The following is an 18,955-nucleotide window of genomic DNA, read 5'->3' on the forward strand; positions in this document are numbered from 1 at the left end:
TGTTCGGCTTGTTATTGCTAACAAGTCGTTTTGGTCACTTCACCAGACATTGAAAATCAAAAATTGTTTTTGATGCTCGATGCTGTGAGTGCCCACACAGATTGCTTGATTCAAATTGTTAAAGAGCGTTGCAACGTTTTGTCGCTGCGGGAGTGGCATTCTACTCAACCGCCTTCTCGAGTCAAGCCTTATTTTCAGAGGCTTTATCGAGGCACCGACCGGCTTGTTTGCGTTGCCGCTTGCCCTGTCGATGTGGCGCATTATAGGGAGCGAGATCGGATTGGCAAGGCTAATTTCGCATAATATTCGTATTTGCAGTTCAACCGTTCACTAAGCAATCAAAGTGATGCACTAGCGTTCGATGAGAGGACCAATTGAGTGTGCTTTCTTCATCCTGGTGGATGGATGGGGTCGACAGATCAAACTTGTTTCGAATTGGTTTTCCCGATCGCCATTAGCATGGTGATCGGGATCCCGCCTTCGGGTAACATAGCGCCCCTTTGCGATTCTCACACTCTTGGGCTTTGGAGAGTTTAATGCCTTTTGCACTTGGCCAGCGTTGGATTAGTGATACAGAGACGGATCTGGGGTTGGGGACTGTCGTTGCTGTTGAAGGACGCATGGTTACCCTGTTGTTTCCGGCTACCGGTGAAAACCGCATGTATGCCAAAGAAGAGGCGCCGGTCACCCGGGTCAGCTTCAATGTGGGCGACCAGATAGCCAGTCATGAAGACTGGACCATGCTGGTTGAAGAAGTGCAGGAGAAGGATGGGCTGCTTATATATGTCGGTGTCCGCACCGATAACGAGGAGCCCGTCGTTCTCAAGGAGGTGTTCCTCAGTAACTTCATCAAGTTCAACAAGCCGCAGGATCGCCTGTTTGCCGGTCAGATCGATCGGATGTCCCGTTTCACCCTGCGCTACGAAGCCCTGATCAACCAGCATCAGCGTCGCCGCAATCCGACCCGCGGCCTGGCCGGCGGCAAGGTCAGCCTGATCCCGCATCAGCTCTATATTGCCCACGAAGTGGGTCATCGCTATGCCCCGCGCGTGCTGCTGGCCGACGAGGTGGGTCTGGGCAAGACCATAGAAGCGGGCATGATCATCCATCAGCAACTGCTCTCGGGTCGTGCCCAGCGCGTGCTCATTCTGCTGCCGGAGACCCTGCAGCACCAGTGGCTGGTCGAGATGCTGCGCCGCTTCAACCTGCACTTCTCCCTGTTTGACGAGGAGCGCTGTATCGAGGCCTTTGCGGACGCCGAGAATCCGTTCGAGACGGAGCAGCTGGTGATCTGCAGCCTCGACTTCCTGCGCAAGAAACGCCGCCGCTTCGAGCAGGTGCTGGAAGCCGAGTGGGATCTGCTGGTCGTCGACGAAGCGCACCACCTGGAGTGGAGCGAGGAAGCACCGAGCCGCGCCTACGAGATGGTGGAGGCCCTGGCCGAACAGGTGCCAGGCGTGCTGCTGCTGACCGCCACCCCGGATCAGCTGGGCCACCAGAGCCATTTCGCCCGTCTGCGCCTGCTCGATCCCGAGCGCTTCTACGATTACGACGCCTTCCTCGCCGAGGAGCAGGCCTATGGCCAGGTGGCCAGCGCCGCCCAGGAGCTGCTGGCGGGCGAGACCCTGAGCGACGAAGCTCGGCAGATCCTCGCCGGCCAGCTGGATGGGCTGGATTTGAGTGATGCCGCCGCCCGCGAGCAGGCGGTTCGCAAGCTGCTCGATCAGCACGGCACCGGCCGGGTGCTGTTCCGCAACAGCCGCGCCAACATTCAAGGCTTCCCGGAACGTCACCTCAACGTCTACCCCATGCCGCTGCCGGAGCAGTACAAGACCGCGATCAAGGTGATGGGCATGATGGGCGGCAACGGGGGCGATCTGCAGACCCGCGCCCTGCGCTACCTCTATCCTGAGAAGATCTTCCAGCAGTTCGAAGGCGACAGCGCCAGCTGGACCCAGTTCGATCCGCGTGTCGACTGGTTGCTGGAGCTGCTGCTCGGCGCCCGCCAGCAGAAGGTACTGGTGATCTGCTCCGAAGCCGCCACCGCCATCGCACTGGAAGAGGCGCTGCGCACCCGCGAGGGGATCCGTGGCGCCGTGTTTCACGAGGGGATGTCCATCCTGGAGCGGGACAAGGCGTCTGCCTACTTCGCTCAGCAAGAGGGGGGCGCCCAGGTGCTGCTCTGCTCCGAGATAGGGTCAGAGGGTCGCAACTTCCAGTTTGCCAGCCACCTGGTGCTGTTCGATCTGCCCCTCAACCCGGATCTGCTGGAGCAACGCATCGGTCGTCTCGATCGGATCGGCCAGCAGAACACCGTCGAGATCCATGTCCCCTATCTGACCGGCACCGCCCAGCGAGCCCTGCTGCTCTGGTATCACGATGGTCTGGATGCCTTCGAGCAGACCTGCCCCACCGCCCGCCCGATCTTTGAAGCGGTGCGGGACGAGTTGTTCGAGCTGCTGGCCGCCAACGACGGCGAGCAGACGGTGCTGGATGCCCTGCTGGTCAAGACCCGCGAGCTGCACGAACCACTCAAGGCTCGGATGGAGCAAGGCCGTGATAGGCTGCTGGAGATCCACTCCAGCGGTGGCAACGCCGCCCTCGCCCTGGTCGAGAAGCTGGACGCCGAGGATGATGACACTGGCATGATCTCCTTCGCCCTCAAGATGTTCGACGAGATCGGCGTCAATCAGGATGACAGGGGGGAGAATGCGCTGGTGCTGACCCCCGGCGATCACATGCTGGTGCCAAGCTTCCCGGGCCTGCCCCAGGATGGCATGACCATCACCTTCGATCGCCCCACCGCCCTGGCACGGGACGACATGGCGCTGCTCTCCTGGGAGCACCCCATCATGCGTGGCGGTATCGATCTGATCCTGGGTTCCGAGATCGGCGCGACCTCGGTCTCCCTGTTGAAGAACAAGGCCCTGCCGATCGGCTCCATCCTGCTCGAGCTTATCTTCGTGGCCGAGTCGGCGGCACACCCCCAGCTCTACCGCTTCATGCCGCCGACCCCGATCCGCTTGCTGATGGACAAGAATGGCCAGAACCTGGGTGAGAAGGTGGCGTTCGATGCCTTCAACCGTCAGCTGACCCCGGTCAACCGCCACCTCGGCAGCAAGCTGGTGACCGCGTCACAGCCGGTGATCCACGGCTTGATTGGCAAGGGTCAGGTCATTGCCGAAGAGCTGAAGGCCGCTATAGTGGACAAGGCCCGCGCCCAGATGGCGCAGACCCTGCAGCAGGATCTGGACCGACTGGAGGCGCTCAAGGCGGTCAATCCGAACGTGCGCGACAGCGAACTGGATTATCTGCGCAACTTGCAGGCAGAATTGCACCACCTGATCGATCAGACCCAGCTCAAGCTGGATGCCATCCGCTTTATCGTGGTCACCCATAACTGATGGGGGCCATCCCCTTGATTGAAGATGCGAGACGCTATGTTTGAATATTCACCGCCTCTGGAACCCTGGCTCGATATCCTGTTCAAGGACAAGGACATCATGGTGGTCAACAAGCCTACCGGCCTGCTCAGCGTGCCCGGGCGCGGGCCCGAAAATGAAGACAGCGTCCTGCACAGGGTCAAGCAGCAGCACCCCAAGGCGGCGGCGGCCCATCGCCTCGACATGTCCACCACCGGGGTGATCGTCATTCCCCTCACCCCGAACGCTCACCGGGAGCTGAGTCGGCAATTTCGCGAACGGGAGACCGAGAAGCATTACCTCGCCTGGGTCTGGGGTGAGCCGCAGGCGGACTCCGGCCAGGTGGATTTGCCGCTTTGCGTGGACTGGCCCAACCGCCCCAGGCAGAAGGTGGACTTCGAGGAGGGCCGCCATGCCCTGACCCTGTGGGAGAAGCTGAAGGTGGAGAATGGCAACAGCCTGATCAAGCTGACGCCGATCACCGGCCGCTCCCACCAGTTGAGGGTGCACATGCTGGAGCTGGGGCACCCCATCCTCGGTGACAACCTCTACGCCCACCCCGACGCCCTGGCCGCGGCGCCGCATCTCTATCTGCATGCGGCCATGCTGACCATCGCTCATCCCCGCAGCGGCGAGCGGATGAGCTTCGAGGCGCCGGCGCCCTTCCCGCTCTGAGCCGGATGTTGCGCATAAAAAAAGCCCCCATCGATCGATGGGGGCTTTTTCATTAGGATCAAACGTGAATGTTGATGTTGCTTCCCAAGGCTCCAGTCGCCGATGTAACTGGCGCCTGAGCTGGCTGGGCGGCCGTCTGCAGCAACTTCAACGCGGTTTCGCCGTCCTGGAGTTGCTGTTTTTTCGCCAGACTGGCCGTCATCAAGGCAGAGCCGTATGACGTAGATGCAGAGCTAGAAATATCCATTGTGTACCTCCTGCCTAAGCTCTATCGGCCATTGTGTACCGAACATGAGCCCTATCGGTCAGATCAGGTAGGCCTTGTCCGGTGAGCGCCGTGCCAGCCAACGCTCCTCCATCTCCAGCAGGGTCTGATAGGCCTTGGCCGCCTGCTCGGGCCGGCTGAACAGATAGCCCTGGCCGTAGAGGTGGATGTCGGTCAATGAGCGCAGCACATCGAGCTGGCCCTGGGTCTCTATGCCCTCGCAGACCAGCTTCTTGCCCAGCATGGAGGCCATGCGACAGATGTTGGCCACCAGCTCGGCCGCCTCGATGGAGGTGTCTATCCCCTGGATGAAGGATCGGTCGATCTTCACCTTGCTGACCGGCAATTTCTGCAGATAGCTGAGGGAGGAGTAGCCGGTACCGAAATCGTCAAGCGCCAGCTGCACCCCCTGCTGGTTAAGATCCTGCATCAGCTGCAGCGAGTTCTTCACCTCGCGCATGGTGGTGTCCTCGGTTACCTCCAGCACCAGACTGGAGGCGGGGATGTGGTGCTCCATCAATGCCTTGGCTACCAGTTTCAACAGGTTGCGCTGGTACATGCCGGGCGAGATGTTGACGCACATCTGCAGATCGACCAAGCCCAGATGTTGCCACTTGTAGAGCTGCTCGCAGGCGGTGTTCAGGACCCAGCTGCCGAGTTTCTCCGCCAGCTGGAACTCCTCCGCCACCTGGATCACCTCGTTGGGCGGGATGAAGCCCAGCTCGGGGTGGCGCCAGCGCAGCAGCGCCTCGACCGCCTCGCAGCGACCGTTCTCCAGGTTGACGATGGGCTGGTAGTAGAGCTCGAGCGCATTGTGCTCCAGCGCCATCACCATGTCGGAGGCGAGGTGCTTGCGCCTGGCGGTTTCATTGAGCAGGGAGTTGTCATAGATGACATAGGGCACATGGGTCTTGCGGCTGTGGAACAGGGCCTGCTCCGCCCGGCTGAGCAGCTCCTGGGTCTGGTTGCTGTCCATGGGGAAGAAGGCGATGCCGATCCCTACCTCCAGCCGGAACGGGTAGTTGTCGATGAGAATATCCTGCTTGATGGCATGCAGGACCCTCGCCACCAGTTCCCTGACCTGGCGCAAATCGCTGCTTTCCCGCTGCAGCATGGCCAGCTGATCGCCGCCAAGGCGGGCGACCCATTCGCCGTTTTCACACAGGGTTCGCAGCCGCTTCGCCAGCTCCTGCAGCAGGATATCCCCGGTGTTGTAGCCAAACTTGCTGTTGATGTCCCTAAAGTCGTTGATGTCGATCAGCACCAGTCCGAACGGGGTATCGCGGCCGACGTAGGACTCCATCTTCTCCAGCAACGCCAGCCGGTTGGCGAGGCCGGTCAATGGATCGATCCGCGCCATTCTGAAGTGGCGCCTGGCCTCACGAATAAGCAGACCGCTGAGCAGGATGACGGAGATCACCAGGCCGGATACCATGAACAGCAAGGCGTTGCGCAGCTGGCCAAAGCGCTTGTCGTTGCCGGAATAGACGTTGATGTTGTTCTGCATGACGGAGGCGAGGGAGTAGGACAGCGGCTCTTGCAGGGGGGCGAGCCGCATCATGATCTGCTGATAATCCGGTGTACCCGGTTTCAGCACGGCCAGCTTGGGTTCCAGCTCCCGGATGTTGTTCTCGGTCAGCTGGACCAGTCGCAGCGTCTTCTGATTGTCTGCCAGGCTCTTGCGCAGCTGGCCGCTCAGCAGGATAGGGGTGCGGCTCCAGAGAATGTCGTAGCGCAGCAGCAGGGCCTCATGGTCGATCCCGCCGTAATGGTAGATCTCCACGGCATTGAGAAAGCGCCCCAGCTCGAGCTGGAGCTGCATCAGGGCCCAGGAAACGTCGTAGGTGTACTTCTCCATCACCCGGGTCGCATTCTGTATCTGCACCAGACAATACAGGGTGCTACCCGTGAACAGCAGAATGGATAGATAGAGAACGCCGAGTAAGGGCCAGGCCCTGGTCTTCGCTTTCACCCCGTACTCCCGCAAGCAACCATCGTCAGTCTTGAATATCGATCGAACTCAGCTGCCAGATCATCATGTCGGTGAATTCGGACCGCTTGAGTTCGGGATTCTGATCCAGTGGCAGAATAAACCAGAGCGGCCCCTTGTCACGTACCCGCATGGTCACGCCGTCATCCTGCCAGGCCAGGATAGGATCGTACTGCTTGACCTTATCCCAGTTGATCCGGATCTGGAAACTGTTCAGGGCAGTGAGAGTGATGTTCTTGCCCTTGCCCCCCACCGCCACCATCAGATCCGACAGCTTGGGGCCCACATACTTGTGCGGTTTGTCCACCCAGGGGCTGGCCGTCACTATCTCATGCTGCGGCAAGGCCTGGAGCATGGTCAGGTCGAAGGCGACCTCGCCGTCGGCCGGTTCGGCGGGATCCACATTACCTGTCACCTTGAGGATCACGGGCCCCTGCGGGGCCGCCACGGCCATGCCGGGCATGACAAGGGAAAACAGTAATGTAATCAGGCCTAAATTTCGCATGTTTACCTCAGATGCTGTCGATATTAATAAGCTCATTCTAGTAGCACTAAAAAAAACGGCCCGCAAATGCGAGCCGTTTGATAACTACGACAGGATTACATCATACCCATGCCGCCCATGCCACCCATATCAGGCATGGCAGGAGTGTCTCTCTTCGGCAGTTCGGTGATCATGCACTCGGTGGTGATCATCAGACCGGCGATGGACGAGGCAAACTGCAGCGCGGAGCGGGTTACCTTGGTCGGATCCAGGATCCCCATGGCCAGCATGTCGCCGTACTGTTCGGTGTAGGCGTTGTAACCGAAGTTACCTTCGCCATTCTTCACGGCGTTGGCAATGACGGAGGCTTCTTCACCGGCGTTGATCACGATCTGACGCAGCGGGGCTTCCATGGCGCGCAGAGCAACCTTGATACCCACGTTCTGGTCTTCGTTGTCACCACGCAGGTCGGCCAGTTTGGCGGCAACGCGTACCAGCGCCACACCACCACCGGCAACCACGCCTTCTTCCACGGCGGCGCGAGTGGCGTGCAGGGCATCGTCAACGCGGGCCTTCTTCTCTTTCATCTCGACTTCGGTGGCAGCGCCAACCTTGATCACGGCAACGCCGCCAGCCAGCTTGGCCACGCGCTCTTGCAGCTTCTCACGGTCGTAATCGGAAGAGGTCTCTTCGATCTGCTGACGGATCTGGGCAACACGGCTTTCGATCAGGGCAGCATCACCCACGCCATCGATGATGGTGGTGTTCTCTTTGGTGATCACGATGCGCTTGGCACGGCCCAGATCTTCCAGGGTCGCTTTCTCCAGCTCCATACCCACCTCTTCGGAGATGACGGTACCGCCAGTCAGCACGGCGATATCCTGCAGCATGGCCTTGCGACGGTCACCGAAGCCCGGCGCCTTGACGGCGGCAACTTTGACGATGCCACGCATGGTGTTGACCACCAGGGTCGCCAGCGCTTCGCCTTCCACGTCTTCGGCAACGATCAGCAGCGGTTTGCCCGCCTTGGCCACGCCTTCCAGCACCGGCAGCATTTCGCGGATGTTGGAGACTTTCTTGTCCACCAGCAGGATGAAGGGGTCATCCAGCTCGACGGCGCCGGTTTCCGGCTTGTTGACGAAGTAAGGGGAGAGGTAGCCACGATCGAACTGCATGCCTTCTACCACGGCCAGCTCATCTTCCAGACCCTGACCGTCTTCGACGGTGATGACGCCGTCACGACCGACCTTGTCCATGGCTTCGGCGATCAGTGCACCCACTTTCTCGTCGGAGTTGGCGGAGATGGTGCCCACCTGGGCGATGGCATTGTTGTCGGCACAAGGAGTGGACAGCGCCTGCAGCTCGGCGACGGCAGCCACGACGGCCTTGTCGATACCGCGCTTCAGATCCATCGGGTTCATGCCGGCGGCAACGGCCTTCAGGCCTTCGTTGACGATGGCTTGCGCCAGTACGGTAGCGGTAGTGGTACCGTCACCGGCGGCGTCGTTGGCCTTGGAAGCGACCTCCTTGACCATCTGGGCGCCCATGTTCTGGAACTTGTCTTCCAGCTCGATTTCGCGCGCAACGGAGACGCCATCCTTGGTGATGGTCGGGGCACCGAAGGACTTGTCCAGTACCACGTTGCGGCCTTTCGGGCCCAGGGTTACCTTGACGGCGTCGGCCAGGATGTTGACGCCTTCCAGCATTTTGATGCGGGCTTCGTTGCCAAACTTAACTTCTTTAGCTGCCATGTTATTCGGTCCTTAAATCAATTCGGGGAAAAGGGAGTGATTACTCTTCGACAATCGCCAGGATGTCGGTCTCGGACAGGATCAGCACGTCCTGGCCATCCAGCTTCTCGGTCTTCACACCGTAGCCTTCGTTGAAGATCACCTTGTCACCTACCTTGACGGCGAGGGCTTTGACATCGCCATTGTCCAGAATTCGACCAGTCCCCACGGCAAGAACTTGACCACGGGTGGACTTCTGGGCCGCAGTGCCAGTCAAGACGATGCCGCCAGCGGATTTGGCTTCAGCTTCGATGCGCTTGATGATGACGCGGTCGTGCAGTGGACGAATTTTCATCGATAACTCTCCCAAAATGAGTCTCTGTGTTGCTTGAGGAATGGCCACGCTTGGCCAAATTTGTTATGCCCCTGATCTGGGGCAATTTGGGTAGCCCTTCAAGGGCAAATACAAAAAAAATATTTTCACGTACTATGAGCATCTTTGATGGATCAGCAACCCCCACCAGGAAGGCGGATGGACGTGGCCGGCATTTCGGCCCAGAGCAACAGAGACGATTCCCTTGAGCCGACCCAATCCCATGCTGACCGCACCCATGCCCTCCGTGCTGCTGCGCATGACGGCTCCCATGATCCTCGGCATCGTCGCCATCCTGGCCTTCAACCTGGTCGATACCTTCTTCATCGGCATGATGGGCACCCAGGCGCTGGCCGCCATCAGCTTCACCTTTCCGGTAACCTTCGTGGTGACCTCCCTGACCATGGGACTGGGGGCAGGCCTCAGTGCGCTGCTCGGCCATACCCTGGGCCAGGGCCGTCACGACGAGGCCGCGCGCATCACCACCGACTGCCTGTTCCTCGCAATTATCCTGGTATCTCTGCTCGCGGCACTGGGGGCGCTGACCATAGATCCCCTGTTCACCCTGCTGGGGGCCAGCGCAGAGCTCATCTCGCTGATCCACGACTACATGCTGATCTGGTATCTGACCGTGCCCATGCTGGCGCTGCCCATGGTCGGCAATGCCGCCATCCGGGCGACCGGGGATACCAAGACGCCGAGTCTGGTGATGGGGGTGGCCGGCCTGGTCAACGGGGTGCTGGATCCCCTGCTCATCTTCGGCATAGGCCCCTTCCCCGAATGGGGCATCGGCGGCGCCGCCATCGCCACCTCTATCTCCTGGCTGATGGCCATGCTGGTCAGCCTCCATATACTGCGCAAGCGGGAAGGGCTATTGCTGTGGCATCTCTCCCCCCGCCCCCAGCTGCTGGCCCACTGGCGCGCCTTGCTGCATGTGGCGGTGCCCGCCTCTTTCACCAACATGCTCAATCCGCTCGCCAACGCCGTACTGATGATCATCTTTGCCGGGCTGGGGACCGAGATGGTCGCCGCCTATGGCGCCGCCTCCCGGGTCGAGGCGCTGCTGCTGATCGTGATGATGGCGCTCTCCTCGGTGCTGGCCCCCTTCATCTCGCAAAACTGCGGGGCGGGCAACCCGGCGCGGGCCAGGGCGGCCCTGCTGCTCTGCATGCGCTTCGCGCTGCTGTTCCAGCTCGGGGTCTATGCCCTGACCTGGCTGCTGGCCCCCTTCATCGCCGGCCTGTTCAGCGACCATCCCAAGGTGGTGCGGCTCATCGTGCTCTACCTGTATCTGGTGCCGGTCGGCTATGGTTTTCAAGGCATGGTGATGCTGCTGGCGTCCGCCCTCAACGGCGTAAGGGCCTCGACGGTATCTTTCCTGTTCAATGGCTTGCGTCTGTTTGTCTTCTTGCTGCCAGGGGCCTGGCTGGGGGCAAAACTGGGGGGGGAGCAGGGGGTCTATCTGGGGATACTGCTGGCGAACCTGGCGGCGGGCATGCTGGCCTGGATTTATGCCCGGCGCAGGTTCGAATCCCTGTGCCATCAGGGCAACCCCTGATGGCCATTGGCTGAGGCAGCGACTTACTCTTTGCGCTCACTCTTTACGTTCAAACTCGCCCTCTATGGTAGTGCCACCACGATTGACCTGATCCGGTTGCCCATCGCCCGGACGCGCCTCGAACGGAGGCGGCGTCTGGAAGCCCCCCATCTGCATCCTGAACTGGCTGCTGCCCACCAGCTTGTCGGCCAGCCGGTTGCGCAACCAGGGTTGCAGCAGCAGGATGCCGAAGAAGTCGGTCACGAAGCCCGGGATGATCAGCAGCAGACCGGCCAGTGCCAGCATCATGCCCCCCATCACCTCGCGGCCCGGCATCTCTCCTTGCTGCATCTTCTGCTGTGCACTGAACAGGGTCTTGATCCCCTCGCTGCGCACCAGCGAGGAGCCCAGCACGGCGGTCAGCACCAGCAATCCCACGGTCGGCAAGGCACCGATCACGGATCCCACCTCGATCATCACTGTGAGCTCCAGCAATACCAAACCAACCAACAACAGCAGTAACTTGCCCATAATGACCTCGGTACGGGTGAAATAGATCAACCTGTGATGCATGCGACCGACGGGAACGAGCCGCCAACCCACCATTCTATCGGTTTCTAACCAATAAAATGGGGCATCACATTCATTTTTCAAGCCCATGAGTGACACCGATCGGGATTCAGACAAATATCCTCCCGAACAACTGGGATTGAAGTGGTTGATCTGTCAAAGTAAATAGCTCAATTGCAATATCTGTTTAATGACCACAAGATCTTTGGGGCTGCCTCAAATTTAGTGATCCAGGTCTAATATCAGATACCTCAATTGAGGTAATATCTACCGCAGTAATTGCACAGGGAGCAACAGGCTCCCAACTGCCCCACTCGATGTGTGGTGCTTCAGGATGAACCGTGCGTAAGGAAGTCGCGACCACTCGGTGAGGATTGTTTCCATTTATCTGATTTCTGAGGCATTACAATGAGCGACATCAAGAACGTCCGCATTGAAGAAGACCTGCTGGGCACCAAAGAAGTTTCCAACGATCTCTATTACGGTGTGCATACCCTGCGCGCAGTCGAGAACTTCAAGATCAGCACTCAGAAGATTTCTGACGTTCCAGAATTTGTCCGTGGCATGGTGTTGACCAAGAAGGCCGCCGCCCTGGCCAACGGTGAACTCGGCACCATCCGTCCCGAAATCGCCGACAAGATCATCGAAGCCTGCGATCTGATGCTGAACACCGGCAAATGCTTCGACCAGTTCCCGGTCGACGTTTATCAAGGCGGCGCCGGTACCTCCGTCAACATGAACACCAACGAAGTGCTGGCCAACATCGCCCTCGAGCTGATGGGGCTGGAGAAAGGCCGTTACGACGTCATCAACCCGAACGACCACGTCAACAAGTGCCAATCCACCAACGACGCCTACCCGACCGGCTTCCGCGTTGCCGTGGTGAACAGCACCGACACCACCCTGTTTGCCCTCGAAGCGCTGATCGCCGCCTTCGATGACAAGGCCAAAGAGTTCAAGAGCATCCTCAAGATGGGCCGTACCCAGCTGCAGGATGCGGTACCCATGACCCTGGGTCAGGAATTCCACGCCTTCGCCGTCACCCTGCGCGAAGAGATCAAGTCCATCAAGCGTTGCCAGGAGCTGCTGCTGGAAGTGAACCTGGGCGCGACCGCCATCGGTACCGGCCTGAACACTCCGCCCGAGTACTCCGCTCTGGCCATCAAGCGTCTGGCCGAGATCACCGGCCGCGCCTATGTGCCGGCTGAAGATCTGATAGAAGCGACCTCCGACTGCGGCGCCTACGTGATGCTGCACGGCGCCATCAAGCGCATGGCGATGAAGATGTCCAAGATCTGTAACGATCTGCGTCTGCTCTCCTCCGGCCCGCGTACCGCCCTCAAAGAGATCAACCTGCCGGAAATGCAGGCAGGCTCCTCCATCATGCCGGCCAAGGTCAACCCGGTCATCCCGGAAGTGGTCAACCAGTCCTGCTTCAAGGTGTTCGGTAACGACGTCACCATCACCTTCGCCGCCGAAGCCGGTCAGCTGCAGCTGAACGTGATGGAGCCGGTGATTGGCCAGGCCATGTTCGAATCCCTGAGCCTGATGGAAAAAGCCTGTATCTCCCTGCGCGAGAAGTGTGTCGAAGGCATCACCGCCAACCCGGAAATCTGCATGAACCACGTGCTGAACTCCATCGGCATCGTGACCTACCTGAACCCCTTCATCGGTCACCATGAGGGTGACATCGTCGGCAAGATCTGCGCCCAGACCGGCAAGAACGTCCGTGAGGTCGTGCTGGAACGCGGCCTGCTGACCGCCGAACAGCTGGACGAGATCCTCTCCATCGAGAACCTGATGAACCCGCAATACAAGGCCAAGCGCTACACCCGCGAAGCCACCGTATAAGGGTATCGATGGGCCGGGATCACTCCCGGCCCATAGAGTCAGTTCCCGATTGGCCCCCCCCCAGTCCTATCGGGAATTGGCTTTTCTGCCACAAAAAACCTAAAAAAAACTGGAAATTGGAGTGTTCGCTATGATTGGAATCGAGTTACTTGTCGTGCTCGCCGCTATCTATCTGGGAGCCCGGATAGGCAGCATCGGCATCGGCTTTGCCGGTGGTTTGGGGGTACTGGTGCTGACCTGGGGTCTGGGCATGCCCATCCCGAGCGATCAGCTGGTTGCCTATCTCCCCTGGGACGTGATCATGATCATCGCGTCCGTCATCTGCGCCATCGCCTGTATGCAACTGGCTGGCGGGATGGACTACCTGGTCTCCCTGGCCGAGAAGGCGCTGCGCAAGAACCCCAAATACATCACCTTCGCCGCCCCGGTCGTCACCTACCTGATGACCATGCTGGCCGGTACCGGTCACACCGCCTTCTCCACCCTGCCGGTGATCGCCGAGGTAGCCAAGGAGCAGGGCATTCGCCCCTCCCGCCCACTCTCCATCGCGGTCGTCGCCTCCCAGATCGCCATCACCGCCTCGCCCATCTCGGCCGCCGTGGTTGCCTTCTCCGGCATGCTTGAGCCGCTCGGGGTCGACTACCTGACCTTGCTGGCCATCTGCATCCCGTCCAGCTTCCTCGCCTGTATCTTGGGTGCCTTCGTGGCCAACATGCTGGGCAAGCCGCTGGACCAGGACGAAGTCTACCTGGAGCGCAAGGCCAAGGGCCTGATCAAGCTGCGCGGCACCAGCAAGGTTGAACTCAAGCCTTACGCCAAGCTGTCCGTCGCCATCTTCATCGCCGCCATCGTCGCCGTCATGGCCTATGCCACCGCCATCTCCGGCAACGTGGGCCTGATCGCCAATCCGCCGATCCCCCGTGACGGTGCCATCATGGGCATCATGCTCTCCGCCGCCACCATCATGGTGCTGTTCTGCAAACTGGACGCCGCCCAGATCACCAACATGCCGACCTTCAAGTCCGGTATGTCTGCCTGTATCTGTGTGCTGGGTGTGGCCTGGTTGGGCAACGTCTTCGTGAAGGGCAACATGGTCGAGATCCAGGCCTTCGCCGGCGATCTGCTGAGCCAATACAGCTGGCTGCTGGCCGTGGTGCTGTTCTTCTCCTCCATGCTGCTCTATTCACAGGGTGCCACCACCAAGGCCCTGATGCCGGCCGCCCTGGCGCTGGGTGTCAGCCCGCTGGCTGCCATCGCCTCCTTCGCCGCCGTGAGCGCGCTGTTCGTGCTGCCCACCTACCCGACCCTGCTGGCGGCGGTAGAGATGGATGACACCGGCTCGACCCGGATCGGCAAGGCGGTATTCAACCACCCCTTCTTCATCCCGGGTGTGGCCACCATCGCCATGGCAGTCGCCCTTGGCTTCTTCTTCGGCGGCATCATCCTCTAACCGGGAGTGCCGACGACAGAGTGCAAAAACGGCCCGATGGGCCGTTTTTTTATGCCGTGCAGCCAACCCGCCAGGCCCCTTCCGGCCAACAAAAAGCCGCTCCCTGGAGCGGCTTTTGACTGTCGGGGGGCAGACCCTCAGCTGGTCGTCTGCCGGGTACCGAAGTAATCGGCGAGGAACTCGTCGAACGACAGGCTGTCACCGCGCTCCCGCTCCCGCTGCTTGGCCAGGGACTCGCGCGCCTCGCCCGCGAAGTAGGCCTGATCCCAGTACTGCAGCTCGCCGCTCAGCATCTCCTCCCGGTAGCGGCTCGCCAGCTCGTCGCCGAAGCAGCCGTTGTCCTGGCCGCTCTCCAGCAACTGCTTGAGCAGGCGGGCGGAGTAGGTCAGCTCCGGATTGAGCAGCTTCTCGCGGTGCATGGCCAGCGTCTCGCGATAGCGGTTGCGGCCACAGCAACGATCCAGCAGATCGGCGACCTGATCCAGCTCGTCGAACAGCTGGAGGCCGTACTCCCTGAGGCCGATGGGGTTGCCCTGCTCGTCTTCCAGCTCGAGGCCGGGACGACGCCCCTCCAGCACCACCTTGTTCTGGTTGCGGCGATTGCGGGCAATCTCCTCGTCGGTCAGCACCGGGGACGGGCGCAGCAGGCACCAGACCAGGAACAGATCGAAGAAGCGGATCTGATCCACATCGATGCCGAACGGGGTGAAGGGGTTCACGTCCACGGTGCGCAGCTCGATGTATTCGATGCCACGCTGCTCCAGCGCGTCGGACGGCTTCTCGCCGCTGCGCGGGGTGCGCTTGGGACGGATCGGCGCATACAGCTCGTTCTCCAGCTGCAGCACGTTGTCATTGAGCTGGCGGTATTCGCCGTTGACCTTGACCCCGATCTTGGCGAACTCGGGATCATGGGTGCTGATGGCACGGCGCAGGCTGGCCACATAGGCCGGCAGGTTGTCGTGGCTGATATTGAGCATGCTCTGGGAGCTGCTGGTGTAGCCGAGATCGGACAACCGCAGCGCGGTGGCATAGGGCAGATAGAGGGTGCCCTTGCCGGTCTTCTGGAACGGCAGGTTGCTCTTGCGCCCCTTGAGGAAGGAGTCGCAGATGGCCGGCGAGGCGCCGAACAGATAGGGCACCAACCAGCCGAAGCGGTAGACGTTGCGAATAAGCCCCATGTATTTGTCGGAGATGAAACGCTGGCTGCAGCAGCCCTCACCCACCAGATCCTGCCATTCGCACCAGAAGCTGTCCGGCATGGAGAAGTTGAAGTGCACCCCGGCGATCACCTGCATCAGGCTGCCGTAGCGGTTCTTCAGCCCCTGTCGGTAGAGGGTCTTCATCCGGCCTATGTTGGAGCTGCCGTACTGGGCCAGGCGGATGCTCTCCTCATCGCCGATGAAGCAGGGCATGGAGAGCGGCCAGATCCGCTCATCGCCGAGGTGATGAATGGTATGACGGTGGATATCGCCGAGCTGCTCGATCAGGCTCTCGATGGAGTCGGTGGCCGGGGTGATGAACTCCAGCAGGCTCTCGGAGTAGTCGGTGGTGATGTTGGCGTGGGTCAGCGCCGAGCCCAGGCTCCTGGGGTGATCGGTCTGGGAGAGGGCGCCTTCCGGGGTGATGCGCAGGCATTCACGTTCGATCCCGCGCCGGATCCCCTTGAGGGCGGTCACCCGTTCCGGCGAACCCAGGGCAGTCAACAACTCGGTGAGCGACAAGCTAGTAGTAGTCATATTCACGGCTCATGTATGGCCGCCCCAAACGGGGCGGCGCTCATTTTGTGAAGCGCCCTCAGGGCAGCTGCAGCGGATAGATGGGAAGATGAAGCTCCGACAGGGGTTTTTCAAGCTTTTGCTTGTCTCCCACCACCACAATCACCATCTCGGCCGGATCGAGCCAGCGGGCCGCGCTGGCCTTGAGTGCCTCAGGCGACACCGTTTTGATCAGCTGCCCCTGGGCCAGCACATAGTCCGGCTTCAGGTCATACATGATCATCTGCAGCAGGAACATCGCCTTCTGCGCCAGGGTTTCGTAGGAGAGCGCATCCTGCTGGGAGACGGCGCTGCGCATGTAGGCCAGCTCCACCGGGGTCGGGCCGCTCTTGCGGTAGCCATCCATCTCCTTCAGGAACTGGCGGATGGCATCCACGGTCGCGTCGGTCCGCACGTTGGCACCGGTGGCGAAGACACCCGCCTCGCGGTTGGCGGAGAAGCCCGAGCTGGCACCATAGGTGTAGCCCTTGTCTTCCCGCAGGTTGAGGTTGATGCGGCTGTTGAAGTTGCCCCCCAGATTGAAGTTCATCAGGCTGGCGACGAAGAAGTCCCCCGTGGTGTCAAACGGCATGGCACGACGGCCGATGCGGATCACCGACTGGGGCGCCCCCGGCTTGTCCACCAGATAGATGCCCGGCTTGGCCTGCTCGCCCTTGAGCTTGAGATCGCCGAGGGCAGGAGTGGTCCCCTTCCACTGGGTCAGGAAGCCAAGCTGCTCCTCGATCTGCTGCTGGGTCACATCCCCGGTCACCACCACCCTGGCGTTGGTCGGATTGTAGTAGTCCTGATAGAAGCGCTTCACGTCCGCCAGGGTCAGCTTCTCGACGTCCTTCAGCACCCCCTCGGTCGGTTGACCGAGCCGGTTCTGTTTGCCGTACACCAGCTCGCGGAACGCCTGGCCCGCCAGCCACTCCGGCTGCTGCTCGCTCTGCTTCATGCCTTGCAGCATCTGCGCCTTGAGCCGCTCGAAGTCCGCCTCCCGCATCCCGGGTCGCATCAAGATCTCGCGCACCAGATCCAGGGTCTGCGGCAACTTGTCGGTCAGGCTGCTGATGGTGATGAGGTTGTTGTACTGGGCGGTCGAGACGCTGATGCTGGCGCCGAGTTTTTGCAGCTCGTCGCTGAGCTCGGCCTCGGTCAGCCGTACCGTTCCCTGCCCCAGCATGGCGGCGGTGAGGCTGGCCAGCCCCAGCTCCCCCTTGCCCTCGGCTCTCATGCCGCCCGGCAGGGCGATCATGATGGAGACGGCCGGGATCTCGTCACTCTGGGTACCGATGATCTCGATGCCCTTGTCCAGCTTGCCGTGCCAGGTGGTCGGCACCTTGACGCTGACCGCCTCGCTCGCCTTGGGCTCCACGCTGCGATCGAAGCTGTCCTTGACCGGGCGCAGCGCCAGCGGCTCGCCGTGCTGGCTGTAATCCGGCAACTCCCGCTTGGCGGGGGAGAAGTTCGGCGTACCCGCCTGCCAATCCGTCTTGCCCTTGGGCACCACGCTCAGCACCACCGCGGGTTTGCCCGCGATGAACTTGTCATAGGCGGCCTTGACCTGCTGCGCGTTCACCTGGCTGATGGCGTCCAGGTTCTTGAACACATAGTTCGGATCCTGGGTCAGCACCTGGCCCAGGGCGAGCTGGCTCACCTTGCCCTCTATGCTGTCCAGCCCCCAGATGGCCTCGGCGCGATAGCTGCTGATGGCCTTCTCGAGATCCTCGGGCTTGAGGCCGCGGCTGGCAAAGTCGCCGATCACCTTGTCCACCTCGCCTTTCAGCGTCTTGAGGCTGCCGTCCTGGGCCGGGTTCGGATAGGCGTAGACCGTCAGGGTACAGGCCAGTTCCTCACAGGAGTGGGTGGCGCCCACCTCGATGGCCTTGCCGGTCTTGACCAGCGACTGGTAGAGCATGGAGCTGGCGGAGCCGCCGAGCACGTCGGCAAAGATGTCCAGTGCCGGCTCCTGGGGATCCCCGAGCGCCACCGTCGGATAGCTGATGTAGAGCAGCGGCAGGTGCACCTTGTCTTCCAGGGTGACGTAGCGGGTCTCGGGCAGGGTCACCGGCTCCGGGGTCGGCTCGGCCACGTCCGGGCCACGGGGGATGCTGCCGAAGTACTTCTCGATCCAGGCCAGCGCCTGCTGGGTGTCGAAGTCGCCCCCCAGGGTCAGGGTGGCGTTGTTCGGCCCATACCAGCGCAGGAAGAACTGCTTGAGATCCTCCACCCCGACCCGATCCAGATCCTCCACGTAGCCGATGGGCTGCCAGGAGTAGGGATGAGTGCGCGGATAGAGTGCCTCGCCCGCCTTCTCGCCCACCAGGCCATAGGGCTGGTTGTCGATGCGCTGGGCGCGCTCGTTCTTGACGGTGGCGCGCTGGATCTCGAACTTCTTCTGGCTCACCGCATCGAGCAGGAAGCCCATGCGATCCGCCTCCAGCCAGAGCACCTTCTCCAGCTGGTTGGCTGGCACGGTTTCGTAATAGTTGGTGCGATCCTTGTTGGTGGTGCCGTTCATCTCGCCACCGGCCTCGTTGATGATCCGCATGTGCTCCTGATCGCCGACGTGCTTGGAGCCCTGGAACATCATGTGCTCGAAGAAGTGGGCGAAGCCGGACTTGCCCACGGTCTCGCGGGACGAGCCCACGTGATAGGTCACATTGAGATGCACCAGGGGATCGGACTTGTCGGGGGCCAGGATCACGGTCAGGCCGTTATCCAGCTTGTACATCTGGTAGGGGATGCCGAGCTTGCCCTCCTGCTTGACCTGTTCCGATACCAGGGTCGGGGCTGCCAGCACCGGCAGGGCCAAGCCCAGAAGAATGCTTAATGGAATGAGTTTGTTCAC

General features: G+C 61.0%; 13 protein-coding genes. 5 read left to right on the forward strand and 8 right to left on the reverse strand.

Annotated elements, in window-relative coordinates:
• Positions 1 to 536 precede the first annotated feature (536 nt).
• Together rapA and rluA are read left to right on the forward strand one after the other, a co-directional pair.
• Positions 537 to 3,404, forward strand: coding sequence for an RNA polymerase-associated protein RapA (rapA, locus tag AACW18_RS18765; protein ID WP_218389533.1), 2,868 nt, complete (start codon positions 537 to 539; stop codon positions 3,402 to 3,404).
• Positions 3,405 to 3,440: 36 nt separating this feature from the next.
• Entirely contained in the window at positions 3,441 to 4,097 is a 657-nt protein-coding gene (gene rluA / locus AACW18_RS18770) for a bifunctional tRNA pseudouridine(32) synthase/23S rRNA pseudouridine(746) synthase RluA (RefSeq protein ID WP_218328536.1), read from the forward strand.
• 58 nt (positions 4,098 to 4,155) lie between these two features.
• On the opposite strand, the gene AACW18_RS18775 is transcribed toward rluA, so the two are convergent.
• The 5 genes from AACW18_RS18775 to AACW18_RS18795 form a co-directional block, all read right to left on the reverse strand.
• Complete coding sequence (locus AACW18_RS18775; protein ID WP_042652168.1) at positions 4,156 to 4,344, reverse strand: hypothetical protein; 189 nt, start codon at positions 4,342 to 4,344, stop codon at positions 4,156 to 4,158.
• Positions 4,345 to 4,402: 58 nt separating this feature from the next.
• Complete coding sequence (locus AACW18_RS18780; protein ID WP_042652167.1) at positions 4,403 to 6,334, reverse strand: putative bifunctional diguanylate cyclase/phosphodiesterase; 1,932 nt, start codon at positions 6,332 to 6,334, stop codon at positions 4,403 to 4,405.
• A gap of 25 nt (positions 6,335 to 6,359) precedes the next feature.
• Positions 6,360 to 6,815, reverse strand: coding sequence for a molybdopterin-binding oxidoreductase (locus tag AACW18_RS18785; RefSeq protein ID WP_126623454.1), 456 nt, complete (start codon positions 6,813 to 6,815; stop codon positions 6,360 to 6,362).
• Positions 6,816 to 6,952: 137 nt separating this feature from the next.
• A complete protein-coding gene (gene groL / locus AACW18_RS18790; protein ID WP_042652165.1) occupies positions 6,953 to 8,587 on the reverse strand; it encodes a chaperonin GroEL in 1,635 nt (544 codons plus the stop codon).
• Between the two features lie 40 nt (positions 8,588 to 8,627).
• The gene (locus tag AACW18_RS18795) at positions 8,628 to 8,921 is read right to left on the reverse strand and encodes a co-chaperone GroES (protein ID WP_041214497.1); all 294 of its coding nucleotides are present in this window, start codon (positions 8,919 to 8,921) and stop codon (positions 8,628 to 8,630) included.
• Between the two features lie 241 nt (positions 8,922 to 9,162).
• On the opposite strand from AACW18_RS18795, the gene AACW18_RS18800 reads away from it, so the two are divergent.
• Positions 9,163 to 10,497 carry an MATE family efflux transporter gene (locus tag AACW18_RS18800; RefSeq protein ID WP_256351957.1) on the forward strand — a complete coding sequence of 445 codons (1,335 nt, stop codon included), beginning with the start codon at positions 9,163 to 9,165 and terminating at the stop codon, positions 10,495 to 10,497.
• Positions 10,498 to 10,533: 36 nt separating this feature from the next.
• Here AACW18_RS18800 and AACW18_RS18805 read toward each other — a convergent pair whose 3' ends face one another.
• Positions 10,534 to 11,007 carry an FxsA family protein gene (locus AACW18_RS18805; RefSeq protein WP_218328542.1) on the reverse strand — a complete coding sequence of 158 codons (474 nt, stop codon included), beginning with the start codon at positions 11,005 to 11,007 and terminating at the stop codon, positions 10,534 to 10,536.
• 447 nt (positions 11,008 to 11,454) lie between these two features.
• Between AACW18_RS18805 and aspA the strand changes: the two genes are divergently transcribed.
• Both aspA and AACW18_RS18815 read left to right on the forward strand, forming a co-directional pair.
• Positions 11,455 to 12,897 carry an aspartate ammonia-lyase gene (gene aspA, locus AACW18_RS18810; RefSeq protein WP_042652163.1) on the forward strand — a complete coding sequence of 481 codons (1,443 nt, stop codon included), beginning with the start codon at positions 11,455 to 11,457 and terminating at the stop codon, positions 12,895 to 12,897.
• Positions 12,898 to 13,027: 130 nt separating this feature from the next.
• On the forward strand, positions 13,028 to 14,347 hold the full coding sequence (locus AACW18_RS18815) for an anaerobic C4-dicarboxylate transporter (RefSeq protein WP_218389535.1): 1,320 nt from the start codon (positions 13,028 to 13,030) through the stop codon (positions 14,345 to 14,347).
• Between the two features lie 137 nt (positions 14,348 to 14,484).
• Here the strand turns inward: AACW18_RS18815 and gshA are convergent, their stop codons facing one another.
• On the reverse strand, positions 14,485 to 16,083 hold the full coding sequence (gene gshA, locus AACW18_RS18820; protein ID WP_042652161.1) for a glutamate--cysteine ligase: 1,599 nt from the start codon (positions 16,081 to 16,083) through the stop codon (positions 14,485 to 14,487).
• Positions 16,084 to 16,141: 58 nt separating this feature from the next.
• Positions 16,142 to 18,955, reverse strand: coding sequence for a M16 family metallopeptidase (locus AACW18_RS18825; protein ID WP_218389536.1), 2,814 nt, complete (start codon positions 18,953 to 18,955; stop codon positions 16,142 to 16,144).

It is taken from the genome of Aeromonas sp. sia0103 (assembly GCF_963895295.1).
GTDB lineage: Bacteria > Pseudomonadota > Gammaproteobacteria > Enterobacterales > Aeromonadaceae > Aeromonas > Aeromonas encheleia.